13 protein-coding genes are annotated in these 19,828 nt (G+C 38.2%); 5 read left to right on the forward strand and 8 right to left on the reverse strand.

The window, feature by feature from the left end; translation table 11 throughout:
- Nucleotides 1-67: 67 nt before the first annotated feature.
- The 8 genes from LUA91_RS12565 to LUA91_RS12600 all read right to left on the reverse strand — a co-directional run bounded on the left by LUA91_RS12565 (nucleotide 68) and on the right by LUA91_RS12600 (nucleotide 12,248).
- Entirely contained in the window at nucleotides 68-2,542 is a 2,475-nt protein-coding gene (locus tag LUA91_RS12565; protein ID WP_231426402.1) for a TonB-dependent receptor, read from the reverse strand.
- A gap of 45 nt (nucleotides 2,543-2,587) precedes the next feature.
- Entirely contained in the window at nucleotides 2,588-3,973 is a 1,386-nt protein-coding gene (locus LUA91_RS12570) for a DUF3526 domain-containing protein (protein ID WP_231426403.1), read from the reverse strand.
- Complete coding sequence (locus LUA91_RS12575) at nucleotides 3,970-5,391, reverse strand: DUF3526 domain-containing protein (protein ID WP_231426404.1); 1,422 nt, start codon at nucleotides 5,389-5,391, stop codon at nucleotides 3,970-3,972. The genes LUA91_RS12570 and LUA91_RS12575 overlap by 4 nt, the downstream gene beginning before the upstream one ends.
- A gap of 2 nt (nucleotides 5,392-5,393) precedes the next feature.
- Nucleotides 5,394-6,104, reverse strand: a complete 711-nt coding sequence (locus LUA91_RS12580; protein WP_231426405.1) for an ABC transporter ATP-binding protein — start codon at nucleotides 6,102-6,104, stop codon at nucleotides 5,394-5,396.
- 639 nt (nucleotides 6,105-6,743) lie between these two features.
- Nucleotides 6,744-7,196 (reverse strand): hypothetical protein, encoded by a 453-nt coding sequence (locus tag LUA91_RS12585; RefSeq protein ID WP_231426406.1) that lies wholly within the window; start codon nucleotides 7,194-7,196, stop codon nucleotides 6,744-6,746.
- A gap of 1,041 nt (nucleotides 7,197-8,237) precedes the next feature.
- Entirely contained in the window at nucleotides 8,238-10,655 is a 2,418-nt protein-coding gene (locus tag LUA91_RS12590; RefSeq protein WP_231426407.1) for an outer membrane beta-barrel family protein, read from the reverse strand.
- 564 nt (nucleotides 10,656-11,219) lie between these two features.
- A complete protein-coding gene (locus tag LUA91_RS12595; protein WP_231426408.1) occupies nucleotides 11,220-11,477 on the reverse strand; it encodes a hypothetical protein in 258 nt (85 codons plus the stop codon).
- A gap of 225 nt (nucleotides 11,478-11,702) precedes the next feature.
- Nucleotides 11,703-12,248, reverse strand: coding sequence for a hypothetical protein (locus tag LUA91_RS12600; protein ID WP_231426409.1), 546 nt, complete (start codon nucleotides 12,246-12,248; stop codon nucleotides 11,703-11,705).
- 307 nt (nucleotides 12,249-12,555) lie between these two features.
- Here LUA91_RS12600 and LUA91_RS12605 point away from each other — a divergent pair, with 307 nt between their 5' ends.
- The 5 genes from LUA91_RS12605 to LUA91_RS12625 are packed head-to-tail and all read left to right on the forward strand — an operon-like array spanning nucleotide 12,556 to nucleotide 19,723.
- Nucleotides 12,556-13,086, forward strand: a complete 531-nt coding sequence (locus LUA91_RS12605) for a sigma-70 family RNA polymerase sigma factor (RefSeq protein ID WP_231426410.1) — start codon at nucleotides 12,556-12,558, stop codon at nucleotides 13,084-13,086.
- A gap of 58 nt (nucleotides 13,087-13,144) precedes the next feature.
- The gene (locus LUA91_RS12610) at nucleotides 13,145-14,158 is read left to right on the forward strand and encodes a FecR family protein (RefSeq protein WP_231426411.1); all 1,014 of its coding nucleotides are present in this window, start codon (nucleotides 13,145-13,147) and stop codon (nucleotides 14,156-14,158) included.
- A gap of 51 nt (nucleotides 14,159-14,209) precedes the next feature.
- Nucleotides 14,210-17,179: a SusC/RagA family TonB-linked outer membrane protein gene (locus LUA91_RS12615; RefSeq protein ID WP_231426412.1), complete on the forward strand. Its 2,970-nt coding sequence runs from the start codon at nucleotides 14,210-14,212 to the stop codon at nucleotides 17,177-17,179.
- 17 nt (nucleotides 17,180-17,196) lie between these two features.
- The gene (locus LUA91_RS12620) at nucleotides 17,197-18,717 is read left to right on the forward strand and encodes a RagB/SusD family nutrient uptake outer membrane protein (protein WP_231426413.1); all 1,521 of its coding nucleotides are present in this window, start codon (nucleotides 17,197-17,199) and stop codon (nucleotides 18,715-18,717) included.
- 1 nt (nucleotide 18,718) lies between these two features.
- Nucleotides 18,719-19,723 (forward strand): metallophosphoesterase, encoded by a 1,005-nt coding sequence (locus LUA91_RS12625; RefSeq protein ID WP_231426414.1) that lies wholly within the window; start codon nucleotides 18,719-18,721, stop codon nucleotides 19,721-19,723.
- Nucleotides 19,724-19,828: the final 105 nt, after the last annotated feature.

Genomic DNA, 19,828 nt, shown 5'->3' on the forward strand with positions numbered 1-19,828 from the left:
GCAGATTTAAATTTGCTGGGCATTTTTGTTTCTGTTAATTATGTTTGATAAATAGTTAGCAAAATCATTAAAAAATCTTCGACAAAGTAAACATCACATTTCTAGGTTCTCCTGGGAAAATCCGGGTATAATTATAACCTGCAATCCAATATTTTTGATCGGTTAAATTATTCAGATTCATGGCCAACCTTATTTTGTTGATGGTATAATAAGCGGCAATGTCCAAAGTTGTGTAGGAAGGAAGCTGAAGACTGAGGATTTCTGTATTTCTAACAGAACTGTAATTTAATCCTGCACCTAAACCTAATCCTGCAAAAAGACCGTTTTGGATCCCATATTTAAGCCAGAGATTGGATAAGTGCTTTGGGGCATTGGCTTTTTGTAAACCTTGTTCAGTTGAAAGGCCCTGGACTATTATTGCTTTATTCAAAGCATAGTTTGCATTAACTGATAGATTTGGCAAAATATTTCCGATGATTTCGATTTCCATACCACTGGAACGCTCTTCACCACGCTGCCTTAGCAAATCCGTATTAACAGGGTCGTTTGCACTAACCAGGGTGTTTTTCTGCTCAATTCTATAAACTGATAAGTTAAGAGCCAATCTATTTTCAAAGAAATTTCCTTTTGCACCAGCCTCGATCATATTACTGGTAGAAGGTGCAAATGGTCCACCATTATTGGGGTTGTTGAATGTGGATGGACTTTGCGGCTGATAACCTTCGGTATAGGTTGTATAAATATTAACCAGTGGATGTATTGCATAAACCACTCCAGCTCTTGGGATGATTGCCTTTTGAACAATACGGGTTTCGTTTGATTCCTTGAAGTTGGTGTAGTCTGTATAATATTCTCCACGAATACCTAATAAAACCTGAAGTTTACCAAATGTGATCTGATCCTGAAAGTAACCTGCATTTACAGCATATTTACTTTGTGCATAAATAGTTGGCGAGAAGAAATAACCTGTTGTGCTGCGGATTGGATATTGTACTTTCTGCAAATCAAAATGTGCAACGTTTGGCACAGGATTGCCCGATGCATCCAATAAGTAATCACTTTTTCTGGCAGGGTTATAGCTATTGATGGCGCCCGTATTGGTGGCATTTCTGTAACCACGGGCAACATTTTGTGTGCTGCCCACCGGTCTGATTTGCTGTATGAAATCATAACCCAAAAGCAAGGTATGGGCAAAAGCTCCGTGTTTTAGTTTGTATCGGAAAAAAGCATTGATATTATCCGAACTAATCTTCTGCAACCTGTCGAATACCTGCATGGCAACTTTGGAAGGGATTTCCTTTCCGTTTCCGTCGACAGCAAAAATATTGCTCGTACGATGTTCCAAAAGCTTTTCGTCCCAGGCAAATTTCATATATGAGGCATTGATAGATAGATTTTCATTGAAATCATGAGTCAGGCCAAGATTCAACTGCAGGTTTTTAACCTTATAAAAATCATTGGGTGCACCTATTGCCAAACTGATTGGTGTGGCGTATATATCGTTGACAGCGCTTGCCCCAAAAATTGGCTGCCCACGGTCTATTTTACTGTTATTTTGATTGTAAACCAAATCAACATTAATCCTTGTCTTTTCTGATGGTAAAAAACTAAAGGAAGGTGCAATCATGTAATTTTCGGCACCTTGCAAATTCCTGAAACTCTCATAATTACTATATGCGGCATTTAAACGATAAAGGATTGTACTGTCTTGATTAACTGGTCCTGTAAAATCCGCCGACCCTTTTAAAGTGTTGAAACTTGCACCGGAAAAGCTAAGTCCATATCGTTTCTCGGCTATTGGTTTTTTGGTCACAAAATTTATGGTTCCTCCGGGTACGGCATTTCCGAAGAGTGCAGATGCGGGCCCTTTAACCACTTCAATCCGTTCGAGATTTGCGGTTACCGGCTGGTCAAAATAGCCAAATGCTGCCCTAAGTCCGTTGATTAACCTGGGCTGGTTTTCGCCACTCCGAAAGCCGCGAATCACAATATCGTTATAATTGGAATATCGGTTTACGCCACTCATTACTTTGGTTGCGTCCCAGGCCCGTTCAATTTGTCGATCCGCTAATAACTCTTTTGTCACCACGCTCACCGATTGTGGAATATCTTTTAAATAAGTGGCGGTTCGGGTTGCACCAAATGTATAATCACTTTTGTAGGTGCTTTCCTTTCTCCCAAGAATTTCAACCTGCTGAAGCTCATCAGACGACGATTCCATTACAATCTGTAAATGTTCTGCGTCACTTTTTTGTGTATCAATATTTCTTGAGATGGATTTATAACCCACGGCAGAAAAAAATAACTTAAACTTTCCAGCCTGTGACAATAAAAGTTTGAAATTCCCATGCTCATCTGTTGATGCAGAAAGATCTAACGTTTTTAGGCTAACCGTAACGCCTGACAGTTGCTCATCCTGCTGATTCACAACTTTTCCAGTGATCAGCAGGTTTGAGGTTTGCCCGAAAGTATCGCTAACGGGACATATAAATAGGTATAAAAAGGCCATGAAAATCCATAGCCGGATATTAATTGAGTTCATCTGGTTATTATTGTTTGTTTGCTTTGAGTGATGTAGCTAAGCGTGTTATTCTAAAATATTATTCGAGGATTTGTAAATAATTAAGCCTGCAAGAATGGCGATTACGGTTGCACCCATCATAGCAATTAAACCATTAAAGATCTGTAGATCATCTGCCTTTGACCTAAAACTCATTTGCGGCTCACTGGCAAAATCATCATGTGTGAATGGTAAATTTTTAAAAAGAAAGGGATAATAAAATTTTTTTAAGCGCTCATGGTAATTCTTGCTCGCTAATAAGAAATCAAGCTGCGCCTGAAAACCCGTTCCAGAAATACCATTTATGGTCTGCTGAAGTTTTGCTGCTGGTGATAGCATATCAAGATTTGCACTTAATGCAGCTCTTGTAGTTAGTTTCTGCATATAATTTTCGAAAAGAGATTCTACTGATGCATCACCAAGCTCCTGAAAAGCAAAATACCATTTCCACTTAAAGGCACCCTCCACAGATGTAGTATCTTTAAATTGAGGGTAACGCTGAAAAAAGCGTTTCATGGTTTCAGCCCTGGGTTTGTCCCAGCCCGAATGAACTTCCTGCCTCTGTTTCAGACTTATCGCCAAACCTTCATCAACAGGAATTTTTACCTCGCTATAAGTTTTTGCCAATACCGGAAAAATAACCACTAATAACAGCCAGATGCCCAAAAGTGAAACGGCATTAAAAGCCGAATTGCGTTTGATGGCAATAATGGCAAAGGAAACTGAAAACCAGAAAAGTGCATAAAGCAATATAGCCATTAGCCAGGTCAATGCCCTTGCATCAATAACAACATCAGCCCATAACCATCCGGTAATGGATAATGTGAAAACAATAACAGCAACAACAATAAACCTAAAAGTGAGTTTGGCAAGCAAGAAAGTAGAAAGCTTTACCGGAAAAGATAATACCAGTGCCAGCGTTCCCTGTTCCCTTTCGGAAGAGAGCACATTAAAACTTATCGAAATGATAAATAGGGGCAATAGAAAAACAAAAACAAAGGCTAAATCGAAACTTCCAACAGATAATTTAAATGGGTTGGTGTTTTCAGATGCATATAATTGGTTTTGAACCGCTAATAACCGAAGCTTTAAATAGGAGGGGGCAACATCCCGCTGACCAATGGAAAGTTTTGCCCAGTTGTCTGGTAAATTTTTAGCAAAAGTCGAATGATAATAACCAATATCGCCTGCGTCAGCATCAGCTGGAAATTTTTGCTTCATTTCCGCAATGTTTTCCTGATAGAGTTTATCAAGCGCTTCAAGTTTTGATTTTTGGTTATTGATTAAGCTGCTCCCAGAATAAATACCGTATAAACCAGACAAAAGAATTAACATTGCGAAAAGCAACATGCTGCGCTCAGAACGGAAGTTTAACCATTCAAAATAAGTCAGTGTACGAAATTGCTTGATCATAAGATGGAAATGTTTTTGAGAATAGTAATGCATAAAATATAGATACCCAATGCCCAGATGTATAAAGCAAATATTGAAATGAGGCTTGGGAACAAAACCTGCCAAAATGTGGGCGGGTTATAGCTAAACTCAGGATAGTGATTGTATTCTGATTTATCTAAACGGGTGTCTTTAGCTTTATTGGCCAATTTATAAGCTTGCAAATGATTGAGGTGTTGCGCAAGTTTGAACCTGTAACTTTCAGCAGCATTTAAGAAGGTAACATAGTGCCTGAAATCAGAACCAGCCATCGACATAGAAATCGCTCTGATAGATTGATATGGGTTTAAAAATCCAGACCATTTAGAAATATTATTTTGCTTCTCGTAGGTATTCACCAGTTCATCAAAATGTTTCTGATAAAGTTTACTGCTAAAAGCTTCACCCTCGGCCATCACAAGCCCGCCCAAATTTACCGGTAACTGACTGGCAGAATCTACACCATATTTTTTGAGCAGTTTTTCCGTGAATTCTTTTGTTCTCTTATCCTGATCATCATGTCCATTAATTCCGTTTTTTGCCTGACGGTGAATAGCTGCATCCATTGCTGCTTTAGATGGAGTTTGGAATAATGCATCCCCTAAACTCACGGTTAATTTTGGTATCACCACGCAAAAGAATATCCAACAGCCTAAGAGTGCAATTAATGCCGTTTTTGATTGCTTGCATAAAGATGAGATGAGTACAGAACCTGTGATGAAAATGAAAAAATATGCTGCATAACTTAGTAGCATAGTGAATAATCTCAGGGCTGTATCGAAATTCCAGGGCTCATTGTTTATTACTAAACTCGTTAATATGGCAATCAGGAAAGCCGGAAAAATAACAATCGTAATCAGCAAACTAAAGCCCATTATTTTGCCCTTTGCAATCTGCTGAATAGATATTCCCTGGCTCATCAGCAATTTTAATGTACCGTTTTCACGCTCCTGCGTAAAAGCATTGAAACATAAAAAAATGATTAGCAAAGGCATGAGCCACTGCATTACAAACGCCATAGTCATTTCGCCAATTCGTATGAGCGTGTTGGATTGCTGCGCTTGTGAAAAGTTAGCGCTGTTTTGCTGGTGTGCTTCCAGGTAAACCATTGTTCCGGTATAAGGATCTAAGCCGGCATCAAGAAAACTTAATGCTGATTTTGGCCGGAATGCGTAAGAACCATAATGTGCTACGCGGTGCGGATGCCTGTCTGGTTGACTGTGAAAATCTTCTTCGGCATGATGTTGTGCCAGATTTCGCTCTGCCTGCAGTATGCTGTAACTTTTGTATCCGCTGATAATGGAAGTAAATAGCAAAATGAAAATTATTATGGCGAAAACCATAAAGCGTTTATCCCGCAATGCGGAATAAAATTCCTTTTGTGCAATTGTTCTGATCATCTTTAAGCCCTCATGTAATCCAGGTACAAACTCTCAATTTCAGAGGCATTAAAAACCGTATGATCTAAAAGGTCGATAAGCTGTCCGTTTCTCATGATACCAATGCGGTTACTGATTTCTGTTGACCGGAAAATATCATGGGTTGCCATAAAAATGGTTGTGCCTTTTGCCGATAATCCTTTTAAAAGTTCAGAAAATTCATTACTTGCTTTGGGATCCAGACCAGAAGTTGGCTCATCAAGCAATAATACTTTGGCATCTCTGGCAACTGCAGCCGCGATACCAACCTTCTGGCGCATGCCTTTTGAGTAGCCACCTACATTTCTTTCAATCGCATCAGGCTGAAGACCAGAGGTAATCAGCAGCTCATCCAGTTGATCTTTAGCATAATTGAAACCAGCCAGGCTGCTCAATAAAGATAGGTTTTCCCTTCCGGTGAGATTTTGGTAAAGCATTACGTTCTCAGGGATGTAAGCCAGGAATTGTTTAGATGCTACGGGCTGAGCGGAAACATCAATACCATTAACGAAAGCCTGTCCGGAAGTAGGTTTGATAAAGCCTAAAAATAGATTGATGGTCGTGGATTTTCCAGCACCGTTCGGACCAAGGAGACTAAATATTTCTCCCTTGTTAAGTTGCAGATCTAAAGAAACCAAGGCCGTTTTTTGCCCATAAGTTTTAGATAGCCCTGCAGCTTCTAAAATAAATTGCATAATAAAAAATTAAAATGAATGATCTCGACCATCGTAAAACGATAATCAGATGAAAATGAAAAGTTTAGGAACTACAACGTAGTTAGCATATTGCAGCAGGAGGTCCTCTGCCAGTTATCTGAAATATTATTGAAGTATACTGTGCCTGGCAGAAATCAAAATTTATTACAACCGAACTTGGATTAAAATCAGTTAAATATGTACATTCAGAAGGATAGAAATGGCTGTTAAAGTGATTAGCAACCGACTTGCAGAGTTCACAATTCAGTTGATATTGCTGAATGGAGGTTGATTTTGTATCGAGGGATTTTACAGTTGAAAACCCTGGATGTCCACTTGAAAAGTCATGGTGCAAACATTCAGCCGTACCCATACTGAATAGAAATATCAGTAAGATGCGTGAAATGTAAACTAAAACCTTGTGGTGGATGAACCTCATTTTGTGCAACAAAGTTGCAGGTATTTTTTTTAATAGACGAATTTATTTCAAATGACTTCAAATTTTTGGGAAAAAGTTAAGATTTCATTATTTCCTAATTCCCTGTACAAAAACTCAATTTTCATTATTGTCTGATCAATAATATTAAAGAATTAGCTATGATATTGATCGCTTTTAATTCGGGTTTTAGAGGCTTCAATTTATTTCCGGCTGAAATAAAATATCTGCTTTGCGGTGGCATAAGCGGGATCATTCTTGTATGGCCCCTCAACCGACCAAGTCATCTTATTGTTTTCTATATTGATATTGTAGGTTTCGGTAGGGTTATTTGTTATGCTGATATAGTTAACATTGTTGAGCTTGGAGAAACTGTAGGTGTAAGTCCTTTTTCCCCTGTTGTCATAACTGTTCACCGAGTTGTTGTCAAAATATTCCCAGGTCTGCTCACTGGTACCCGACTGATCTACTGTGTTTGCCAATTTTCCACTCGCATCATAATATTCGATAATGGCGCCTGTGGTAATCCAGTTTCCCAAAACTTTTTGTTTGAGTAATGCCAGATCGTCAATAGTTGGCGTGTCGTTTGAATTTTTCTTGCAGCTGATAAAAAAAACAGAAAGAATCAGGGTAAATAGGGACAGTTTAAGTTTCATGCAGATAATTTTTATGAGCAACATTTTGTTTCAATAATAGTTTGATTACCTGTAATAAATAATATAAGGCTAATCCACCAGGTCTCTTCTACGCTTATTTCAATGGAAAGCCAAAGGGAAAATTCGCTGATTGATATCGCTTCGAGGAGTGGAATGGATGGATTAATTTTATTGAGATTTACAAATGATTTAAATATAATGGCTTACCATTAATCGAGTAATCTTATGGGAGATCTGTTATTTATGTAAATAAGTATTCGGTACAATATTTTTCCGAAAATTTAAAAATAGAACAACTAACAGTGCCAAGTAGGGTATACAAAATAGAATTCCTGGCCAAGGCTGATCCCACATGGCTAATAATAAGATAAATACAAAGACAGCAGGTAGCAGAAAAAAACTTGTGGCACTCCAGCCAGGACTGGATCTCACCCGGTTATTGAGATTAAGAAAAATTGGAAATGTTCCCAGTGCAAAGCAAAGGTTAATTCCAATAGCAATGCCATAAGGAAGATTATTGAAATCTGAATCACCGGCTCCTATATATTTAAGGGACGACAAGATAAACAGGCCTAAAAAACTGATGATTGTGGAACCGAAAAAACAAATGATAATCAACTTCAAATACTTCATATTGATAAATGTTAAGGACATTTATTATAATAACGAACAAGCTGTACATATGTTTAAATGATTTTTACATCAAAGGTCTGAAGTATTTTGCAGGTATCATTTTGTAGAAGTGGGAATGATATGATGCTAAACTCTTAAATCTTACTGCAGGAACTTGTTTGATTTATCATCCTTATTTGATTATTTAAATTGCCTTTGATATTAAGGATTCTTCATTTGTGTGAAGAAAAATCATTGCAAACAAATATGCTAAAGAAAAAACGGGATCACAGCAATAGCCATAATCCCGTTTATCTAAATTATCTTTTCAATCTTTATTCAACTTCTGTTTAAGCGATAGTTAATATGATAGCTGAGCGTGAATAATAGAAAAATTTAACTAATCAAATAACATCTTTAGTAAACAGATTAATTAGCTGCCTTTTTAGTATCATCATTATTAATGCTGCGTTCACTTTTTTTAATGGATCCTTTAAGTTTTCCAAATTTCCAGTTCATCGCAAAACTCACTCGTCGGAAAGGGTTTTCTCTGATGCGTTCCTGGGTAAAGTTTACGCCCTCTGTGTAACTTCTATACTCCCGGTTTTTTTGGAATGGATTCGCTACCATAGCAGTTAAGGTCAGTTTATCTTTGATAAGATCCTTACTTCCGCTCAAACCTAAATAATAATAGTCATTGGATTTACCTTGCAACATCACATCCGGTGCACCATAATTAAATGACACGCTTGTTTTCCAGGTCTTCTCGAATTTATAGCTGGTGGTGAAGCTGGTATATCCAGTGATGCCACTGTTTTCAGCAAGTACGCCATTGATCATTCCCTCAAGCCAGATGTAGTTCATATTGGCACTCACATTCAGGTTCCATTTTGCGGTAAGTGGATAATTAAAATTGGCATTAGTTCCCAGCAATCTTGTTTTGCCAATATTGAAGGAAGTTACTCTGGTCAGGTTTTCTGCCGGAAAATAAGTGGAAACCTCTTGCTGGGTATTGTTGGCGAAATTATAACTTAAGCTTAAATTTAGTGAGCCTTTTTTAAAGTTGCTATAAGTTAATTCAAAGTTATTGCTTAACGTGGCCTCTAAATCCGGATTACCAAAATACTCGAAATTAGGCCTGGATTTGTCAACAAAAGGATTTAAGTTCCAGATTCCCGGACGCTGAATTCGCTGGGTGAAGCCCAAACTCAAACTCTGGCTATTCTTTAAAGTTCTGTTTAAAGATACGGAAGGAATGAGGTTGAAGTATTCTGTTTTTACGCTTGTTCCGGTAGTCTGGAAATTACCAGTAACGTAAGTACCCTCAAGGCGTGCACCCGCTTTAAATGTCCAGTCTTTAAGTTTGAGTGTGTACGTGTTGTAGACTCCAAAAATATTCTGATCATTTCCATATACATTGCTTTGCGAAGGATCGATGATGTAAATATTTTGAGCGGAATTAAACCCTAAATATTGGAAATCACTGTCTCCACGCCTCAAAATTGCTTTTACACCTGCTTCTAAAGTAAGTTTTTTCCATGGGTTAACGTAGTCAATCTGGGCAGTTTGTTCTTTCGAGCTGCTTACATTATCCTGTCTGTAATTTATCCCGTTGAAGTTTGTACGATTGGTGAACATCACATCGTTAGTCTGCGGCTCTGAGCTGTCAAAGAATTTATACGATAAGGTTAAAAGGTGTTCCTTTTTATCCCTAAAACTTCTTTGATAGTTGAAGGTGTAATCTGTTCCTCCCCACTCATACCTGGTTTTTCCATCTAAATCGTAAGAGGAAAGTACCGAACCATCCCGCAAATCAAAATGCTGACTGAGGTCTTGCTGGTTATAACCTCCATAGGGATTTACCTCTACTGTGATCAGATTAAGTGAATCAATCTCATAACTTAACTCTCCACCGCCCCAAGCCCATTTGTTATCGGTTTTCTGAAAACCTAAAGAATTCAAGCTCGAAGGAACGGCAACCCCTCTACTGTTTCGCATGTCGCTAATTTTTACCCCATCTACCTGCCATACACCTGTCCCTCCGTATAAGTTTGCACCAAAATTGCCCTGTTTGAGGGTAAAATTCACATTCCCACTTGGTCCACCTGGAGTTTGATAACGGGCATTTACATTTCCATTGTAGCCATTTTCCAGCTTTCTGGACGTAATGATATTGATAATCCCTGATAAGCCTTCGCTTTCGTATTTTGATGGAGGCGTAGTAATGACTTCTATTTTTTGTACGCCTGCTGCCGGCATGCTCTTTAAATATTCTTTTGGATCACGGGTGAGGATACCTGACGGCTTACCGTTAATCAATATCCTATAATTACCTGTTCCTTTTAGCTTTACATTGTCATCTGCATCAACCGACAAAAGGGGAATCTTGCGCATCATGTCCATTACGGAGAGTACTTTACTTTCTGCATCTGCCTGAATATCATATACAATTCTGTCTGGCTCTTGCTTAATAAGGGGCCTGCTGGCTGCTATGGCAACCTCTCCAAGTTCATTGCCGGCTGAAACTACTACAATATTATTGAGGGAGGTATCATTGTTTATTTTAACAGCAATCGTTTTTGACTTATATCCCAAGGCGCCTATAATGAGTTTATATTCTCCTGCGGGCACACCAGTGAAAAGAAATTTCCCTTGTTCATTTGAAACTGCGGTTTTAATTACTGTTGAATCTTTTCGAAGTGCGATGGTAAAATATTCACCAGGTTTTTTTGAAAGGCTATCCACCAGAATCCCTGAGAGCTGGTATTTGTTTTCCTGGGCCTGCGCCAGATTAGATAGGAGAAAGCATTGAAATGCAATGCAAAGCGTTAATAAGTATCTGCTCATAAAATAATTTTGTCTGGTCGGTATTATGTAGTTGTTATATACTAGATGCTAAAAAAATAAAAGTGTTGCATCTGGAATTTAATTTTTATTAAAAACTACTGATAATCAGTGTGATAATTTTAGTCTGAAGCTTATTTGCAAATATTTATATTTCTGCAAAATTGTGGGTAGGAGTTCAATAAGTTGTGCTAACTCAGGCCTAAATAAGCACTGCAGTATGGAAATTGATTAGGTCTTTTGGTATGTTACTGTTTGATAGGCTAAGATGAGTGATTAGGATTAGCATCTGAAATAAACTAAAAAAACACCCTTAATACCTATTTGAAAATAAGGAGGAGAGTTCACTCAAAGTTTCATAATTATAAACCGGTAAATGTACGGATTGTTGCCTCGAGAAGATCATTCAAACTTAGAGAGGAGAGCTTACAGGTAAAGTTCCGCTAACTGTTTCAATAAGTCACTTTACTTATATTCAAAGATCAACCATTCAAATGCCTTATCATTTTGGCTTGGATTTTATTCCAAATCAAAGGCGTGAAATGAATCTGGACATGTGATTGTCTTTCATTCTTCAATTAATTTTAAACTCAAATTACTGAATTGACCTTGACTACTATTAACACTTATTTGATAAGCATAACAACCATCTTTTAGCGGCTCCTCCCCAACAAAATCAATGGGCTGAATAGTGTAAGTCTTGCCATCGATTTCCAACTTGACGAAGGCATAGCGGTAGGCTTTGCTAAATTTTTGGTATGCTGTATTTTTTCCAGCATCTAAATTGCCAAAGGTTACTTCACCTGTTCCCGTATTGACAACCACATTTTTAAAGTTATGGTGACTGCTGTTTAACAGGCGTATTCTGGCCCGGATTGTCCGCTAATCTTCTCTTTTGAGCAACCGATGATGATATTAATCATGAAAATAAAAGCCAGGATTCTTTTCATTTGCTTTATTTTAGGTGGATAAGAATTAAATTACAAAATAAAAAAGCTAACCTCTGTGTTTATATCAGCTTTCCCCTTAGTATTAGTTTGATATTACTGATTACTTCAGCACTACTCCATTAATCTTTAATCTGGTCCAGTCTCCCGGATATCCCTGGCCTTTAATGTAAGTATTTACGTATGGATGCCCCTTCAGGTTAATATGGTAGATGTAATCAAAGGAGAAACTTATTCTGGTATCGGTTTTCTCTGTAACTGTCACTTGTTGGTCGGTATCGGTCCCGGTTCCTATGGTGAAAAACTGTTCGCCAACTTTTGCGCTGAAATCCCCGCGGATAACTTGTAAATCAGGATATTTTGGATCACTGGAGATGAGTTTTCCGTTCTCATCAATGCGCAGGTAACTAATTGCAAAGGCATCGCCTCCTATGAGTGAAACGAATTTATAATAAAGTTTTCCCCTAATCATTACGCTGTCCTTAATTTCGGTATAGTTCTGGCTGTTCATGTACCAGAGATTACCAACCTGCATCGGCAGGAAGGATTGGGATGTTGTAGGCGCTGGTGTTGAAAGTGGTTTTTTGCAGCTGATTACGATGGCCAGGCTAAGCATTAAAATAATGAGTTTAAGCGTTAAGTTTTTCATAGGGTTGGTTTTATGAAGTTTATCTCCTAAACGGGATAATGGGGTTTAACGCTACATCAGCATCAAAAAAAATAATCGCGATAAATTAATCGGTCTTCGAAATATATTAGAAATAAGAATTAAATTATAAAGATGTTCAAAGTGTGTTTTCAAAATGCTAATCCTTTAAAATATCATCCCTAAGTGTTCAATGGAGATTGGTTAAAAATATCATAAACATCATCAATATTTGCCATGAGAGACTTCACACATTGATAACATTAAATTAAAATACCTTCGCGTGTAAGCCTATAATTTTGTGGCTTCAATGATCCAGGATAAGATACGCGAAATTAGGGCAGGAGAACTGCCGGCTTTTAATGAGGCATATTCCCGTTATCATCAGCCAATTTATCAATTCATTTTTAAGAAAACACAATCAGAATATATTGCTACAGAAGTTGTTCAGCTTTGCTTTATCCGTTTGTGGGAGAAAAGAAATTCGTTGAGCGAAACCACCGAATTAAATGTTCAGCTTTTTGGTATGGCTCGCCAGGTAATGATTGATGAACTGAGAAAAGAATCAACCCGATTAAAATACAACACACAATCCAGCCAATATCCTTTTACAGATAATTTGATGAAAATGATCGAAAGTAAGGATATGTTAAAACATTTTGAGCAAGAGATAGAGGCGATGCCGCCGATGCGGAAAATGGTTTTTAACCTGAGCCGGGATAATGGACTTTCATATCTTGAAATCGCTGAAATGCTGGGTATCTCTACCAAAACCGTCGAAAACCATATTGGAAAGGTTTTATCGCGGTTAAAGCATTATATGTTCACCATATTGATGTAGCTATATTAAGTTATTGTTAACTCGTGAGGGCTAACCCGGCGGCGTACGTAATTATAGTATGAAGCCAAACAAAGGAAGAAAACGCAAGCTCAGTGATGAGGTGTTTATCCAGGAAAATTTTAGTGATCAGCAATGGCAATCTTTTAAATCGGATGAGGAATTATCTTCTTCCAAATCAGAAGAGATGCATCGTTTTGTACTCAACGAAATTTTCGCCAGGCAAGCACAAAAGCAAGCCAGAAAAATCAAATTAATTCAGTTCAGTAAATATGCAACTGCGGCATGTGTAACGATGCTTTTAGGTTTTGCATTGTACCTAGGTTTAAACAATGTAAGCAACCAACCTTCAAAAATCAATCCGGTTGCCAAAACTACAATTAAACCAGTTGCAGCAGAAAATATCTGGAAAACCATTAATAATACCGCTCAGGAAATACTAAATTATCAATTGCCAGATGCTTCACAAGTAACCATTTATCCTGGTTCGGGTATCAAATTTAAAAGTGCATTCGATCAAAAACTGCGTGATGTTTATTTAACCGGTAAAGCAAAGTTTAAAGTTAAAAGAAACACTTCGAGACCATTTAGCGTGTACTCAGGTGCTTTAAAAACCACTGCCCTCGGCACTTCTTTTACCATAAATACCAAAGGAAAAAATATTTCTGTTAAGCTGCACACAGGGAAGATTGTCGTGGCAAACGTTAAAACCAAAAAACCACTGGCATACATTTCCACCGTTGGAACCACTTTAGTGTATGATCCAAACCTGGAATCTACCAATTTCATCAATTCATCAAAATTAATTAAAGCCCCTACTGAAGCCATTTCACATGAAGGCGCTGTGATTAATATGAAGAATATTCCATTGGCAAAAGTTTTCAATCTGTTGCATGACGCTTATGGAATTGCAATCAGTACCGATCAAAAAGAAATCAATCACATCACTTTTACAGGCAAAGTTGATACGGTAAAGGAACAACCAGAAGACATCCTAAAGGTAATATGCCTCATCAACAATATGACTTTTACCAAGGTATCAGAAAACGAATTTTTTATTCAAAAATCCAATTAATATAACCAAACAGCATCCACACAAATTATTATGTATTCAAAAAGATTAAAAATGCTAAAACGTATGTTATGCCTCGGCATCATCGGTTGGGCAAGTCCACTTTTGGCACAGGAGCAACCCGTTAAAGGAATTGTTCTGGATATTTCTGGACAGGGGATTCCTGGCGTAACCGTTAAAGCGGAGCATGAAAAAACACGCAAATCGGCGGTAACAACTTCGTCAGGTACCGGATTATTCAGCTTTTCAAATATTGCTCCTGGTGGTCCATATCGTTTTATTTTCAGTTCCATCGGTTTTAAATCCGATACGCTTTCGGGTTATACCGTTACTTCGGGTCAGCAAATTGCTTTGAGTATAAAATTAAAAGAAGCGTCAAATGATTTGCAGGAAGTGGTTATCGGTTATGGTAAAAGTAAAAGAAACGAAATTACCGGTGCCGTAACTTCCATTAAACCCGATGAATTTAACCGAGGTGTAGTGAGTTCTCCAGGACAGTTGCTGCAAGGTAAGGTTGCAGGTTTGAATATTACCAGAAGTGGTAATCCAACTGATAAGCCTGCGGTAATTTTGCGTGGTCCATCGAGTTTTAGGGAAGGCGCACAAGAACCTTTTTATGTAATTGATGGTGTTCCAGGAGCATCAATTGATCTGGTAGCACCGGATGATATTTTAAGCATGGAGGTTTTAAAAGATGCATCATCAACCGCAATTTATGGTTCAAGAGCAGCTAACGGGGTAATTATGGTGAATACCAAAAACTCGGGAAAAGGGCTTGGAAAACTTTCATACAGTGCTTATGGGGCAACTGAAACCATTTCAAATAGTATTGAAATGGCCACAGGCGATGAATTAAGAACTTACTTAAGAGATAACGGAAAAGTATTGGATAAAATTAGTGATGATGGTAGCAATACCAACTGGTTAAATGAAGTAACCAGAACAGGTATATCTCAAAACCATAATTTAAATTTTAATGGCGGTGGAGAAAATTCATCGTATGGTGCCAGTTTAAATTATTTAGATAATCAGGGGATTATTAAAAGGTCAGGAATGGAGCGCTTCATTGCCAGGGCCAATATGGAACAAAGATTATTGAATAACCGCCTGAAAATAAATTTGAATTTAACCAACAGCAATACCACAAATGATAGAATTGCAAGCCAGGTTTATAACAATATGTTTACTTATTTGCCAACTGTAGGTGTTAGAAAAGCAGATGGAAGTTTTTATGAAGACCCCACCAGAACAACCGGAACGGGTGGTTATTATAACCCTGTCGCCTTGCTTGAAAATAATACTTTTCAAGGCAAAAGCAATCTTTATTTAATTAATGGAAACGTTAAAGCCAATATTGTAAATGGATTGGATTTTAACGCAATGGTTTCCATGCAAAGCGAACAGATAAATGAAAACCTCTACAATAACCGGTTTTCGATGTTAAAACAGGGATTTAATGGTTATGCAGAACGTTCATCAGTAAAAAACACGCAAAAGGTATTTGAAGGTTATTTTAACTACGATAAAAGCTTTGGCGATCATAACCTAAAACTATTGGCTGGTTACTCGTGGCAGGAAAACCGCAATGGCGATGGTTTTCAAACATCGGGACAGAATTTCGTGTCAGATGATCTGTTGTGGAATAACCTGGGCTTAAGTAATGGTAACGGCTCAACGGTGGTAAATTATGGCAGCAATTACATTTCTACCCTTCGATTGATTTCCTTTTATGGAAGAGCCATTTACGATTATAAAGGCAAATATTTACTGCAGGCCACCATTCGTAGGGATGGTTCATCAGCCTTTGGTATAAACAACAGATGGGGAATGTTTCCTTCAGTTTCTGCAGGCTGGAATATTGACCGTGAGGCTTTTATGGAAAACGTATCTTTTGTTGATAATCTAAAGATTCGTGCTGGTTATGGTGTTTCCGGAAATTCAATCGGTTTTGATGCCTATACTGCCAGACTCATTTATGGCGCACAAAGTGGATCATATTTTTACTCAAACGGCAAATGGTTAACGGCAATTGGCCCAACACAAAATGATAATCCCAACTTAAAATGGGAGCGTACCGCTACACTAAACATTGGTTTGGATTTTGGCCTTTTCAAAAATAAAGTTTCAGGATCAATCGATGTGTACAACAAAAAAACAACAGATCTGATTGCACCTTATTCGGTATCAACAACACAATATCCTTTTAATGTGTTAACTGCAAATGTTGGCGCAATGACGAACAAGGGTATCGAATTTACTTTGAATACCACACCTGTTAAAACCAAAAACTTCAGCTGGAATACGGCGATTAATTTATCGCACAACAAAAACGAAATTACATCCATCTCTAACGATTTATTCCAGGCCAGTGAGTTTTACACGGCAAGTGTAGGTGGCAGAGGTCAATCGGGCGCTTTGGGTTATCAAATTATTAGAGAAGGGTTGTCTTTAGGTTCTTTTTACACACTTAGATATGCAGGGAAAGATGCTGCGGGTAAATCGATGTTTTACGATAAAGCTGGAAATGCATCAACAGCCAATACGGGTTTTGAGAATTTCGAAGTTACCGGTTCAGCGCAACCCAAATTATTGTACGGTTGGAACAATACTTTCAGGTACAAACAATTTGATTTTAACTTTTTCATCCGTGGTGTTTATGGTAATCAAATCTTAAATGCAACACTTGCTGATATGACTGCGCCTATTTACGCCTTTCAAACCAATATTGCGAAGGAAGCACTTACCGAATCGATTAATGATGATAAGGCTCAATTTGTTTCTGACCGTTATTTGGAAAGTGGTTCTTACCTGCGTCTGGATAATGCAACTTTAGGCTATACTTTCAAAATGAAAGGCAGCAGAAGCTTGCGCTTGTATGCTTCCGGAAACAATTTATTCATCATTACCAAATACAAAGGTGTAGATCCAGAAATCAATATGGCAGGTCAAACGCCTGGTATTGATTACCGTAATTTCTACCCTAAAACCCGTTCGGCAATTTTTGGTCTAAACTTCAACCTATAATATTTACAACGTATAACATGAGAAAATATATAACAGCGGTAGCGTTAATGGCATTGACATTAAGTGCCTGTACTAAACTGGATGTAAATGTGGAATCACAATTAACCAGTGACAATTTTCCGGTAACGCCAGATGCTTTTGTGGCTGCAACAGGAACGGTTTATCAAAAATTTAATGCAGGTTTTGGCACCGATGTTTGGCGGATTTACGAATTGACCAGCGAAGAAGCCATTATTACTGCCCGAAATGGTGGTTATTATGATCAGGGCAGGTACCAAACCTTGCACAAACACAACTGGTTACCCGATCAGCCGATTGTACAAAGTGCCTGGCAATGGGGTTACGCTGGCATCAGCGATTGTAACCGGGTATTGAATTTGCTCGAAAAATCGGTTGACAGCCCTACTAAAACTCAATTTTTAAATGAAATCAGAGCGATGAGGGCGTTATACTACTTTTACATTATGGATATGTTTGGCAATGTGCCGATTACCAGTTTTGGAAGCACTGAAAGTCCTAAACAATCTACCAAAGCAGAAGTATTTGCGTATATCGAAAAAGAACTTTTAGCTGTGTCTGAAGGATTATCTGCTCCTGTTACCGTAACAGCTGAGTTTTATGGTCGCCCAACAAAATGGATGGCTTATGCGTTATTGCAGAAACTTTATATTAACGCCCAACAATATATCGGTAAGCCGATGTATGCCGAATCGATTACTTATGGCGATAAAATCATCAATGGCACATCAATGGTCTTAGTTAGCGATTACAATACGCTCTTTTCGCCTACCAATGGTGCGAATACGGAAACGATTTTCGCTGCCATTTACGATGCCAATTATTCTGCCGGAAATGCCATTACCCGCTATACCTTGCACAGCACTTTAAGGGCAAAATACAATCTTCCGTTTAGCCCGAGTAATGCACAATGTACCTTAAAAGAGTTTTATGATACTTTTAATCTGCCTGGTGATGTACGTAACGCCACCTGGCTTGCTGGTAAACAGTTTCTGGCAGATGGTATCACACCAATCATGAATGGTTCTGCTCAATTAAATTTCACACCGGAAATCATTTTAACCAATGATCAAACCATGGATGTAGGTGCTGAAGTAGGTGGTATTTCCAGAGGCGTTCGTTCAATTAAATTTTATCCTGATCCTAATACAAACAGCAGCACGCGTTTTCAAAACAATGATATGCCGATTTTCAGATTGGCAGATGTTTATTTGCTAAAAGCTGAAGCTTTATTGAGAACAAATGGATCAACAGCTGAAGCAGTGAAATTAGTAAATAGGGTGCGTGTTCGTGCGAAAGCGACAGAGGTTACCACCATTACTTTAGATGGGATTTTGGAAGAACGTGGACGTGAACTGGCCTGGGAAGGATGGCGCAGAAATGATTTGATCCGCTTTGGTAAATATCAGGGCAAATGGGGATTTAAAGCAGGTAACGAAGGTGCTTACCGCGATATTTTTCCAATTCCTGCAACAGAATTGGTGCTTAATAAAAATCTTAAACAAAATACAGGTTACTAAAATGAAGAGAAGAGATTTTGTAAAAGGAACGGCGTTAGGCGCTATAGGTGCGGGAATGCTTGCACCATTACACTCATTTGCCGAAACTCGCGAAACACATTTAGAGAGTGAAGATGTTGCACCACGAAGTGAATTAAAGGATGATTATCCAGTTCATTTTATGGCCGTTGGCGATTGGGGCAGAAACGGTGCTGATCACCAGCTTCATGTGGCCAAACAGATGGGGAAGTGGGCGACCGAAAACCCAAACGATTTCATTATTTCATTGGGCGATAATTTTTACCCGAAAGGGGTTACCAGTGAACATGATCCACTGTGGCATTATTCTTTCGAAAATATCTACACAGATTTTTCTTTGCAATGGGACTGGTATCCGATTTTAGGAAACCACGATTATATTTCTGATCCTGATGCGCAGGTAAGGTACAGCAAAATCAGCCGGAGATGGAAAATGCCATCACGTTATTATTCAAAAGAAGTGGCCATTAAAGGTGGCGGAAAGGTGTTAATGATTTATATTGATACTTGTCCGCTGATTCCTGAATTTCATCAAAGTGAGCAATACAAACCATGGGTGCAAGATCAGCATCCAGAAAAACAATTAAAATGGCTCGATGAAACGTTGAAAAATGCTGGCCCTGATGTAAAGTGGAAAATGGTAATGGGGCACCATCCAATTTATACGGTTGGCCCAAGAATTAAAAACTACGATACGTTAGCGGTTAGAAAAGTGCTCGAAGATATTTTCGAACGCAACAAGGTTGATGTTTATTTATCAGGTCATGATCATTCGCTTCAACATCTGGTAACGCCGGGTATCACGCATCAGTTTATTTCTGGGGCAGGTTCGGAGGTTACACCCGTAAGCAGCGGAATACCCTACAGTAAATTTGAAGCTTCAGATTATGGTTTTATGTATTTTTCAATTGATCAAAACCGATTGAATGCAAAAATCATTGATCACACGGGTAAAAATATTTACGAAACAACTTTGCGTAAACCTTAAAATAGGAACTCATTTACTTCAAAGGCTGTCTTTAAAATTTTGCGTTAAATAATTTGGCATTTAGCGTAAGGTGAAAAGACAGCCTTTTTTATTGATTTAATTTAC

This window comes from Pedobacter sp. Leaf250 (assembly GCF_920984735.1).
Taxonomy (GTDB): domain Bacteria; phylum Bacteroidota; class Bacteroidia; order Sphingobacteriales; family Sphingobacteriaceae; genus Pedobacter.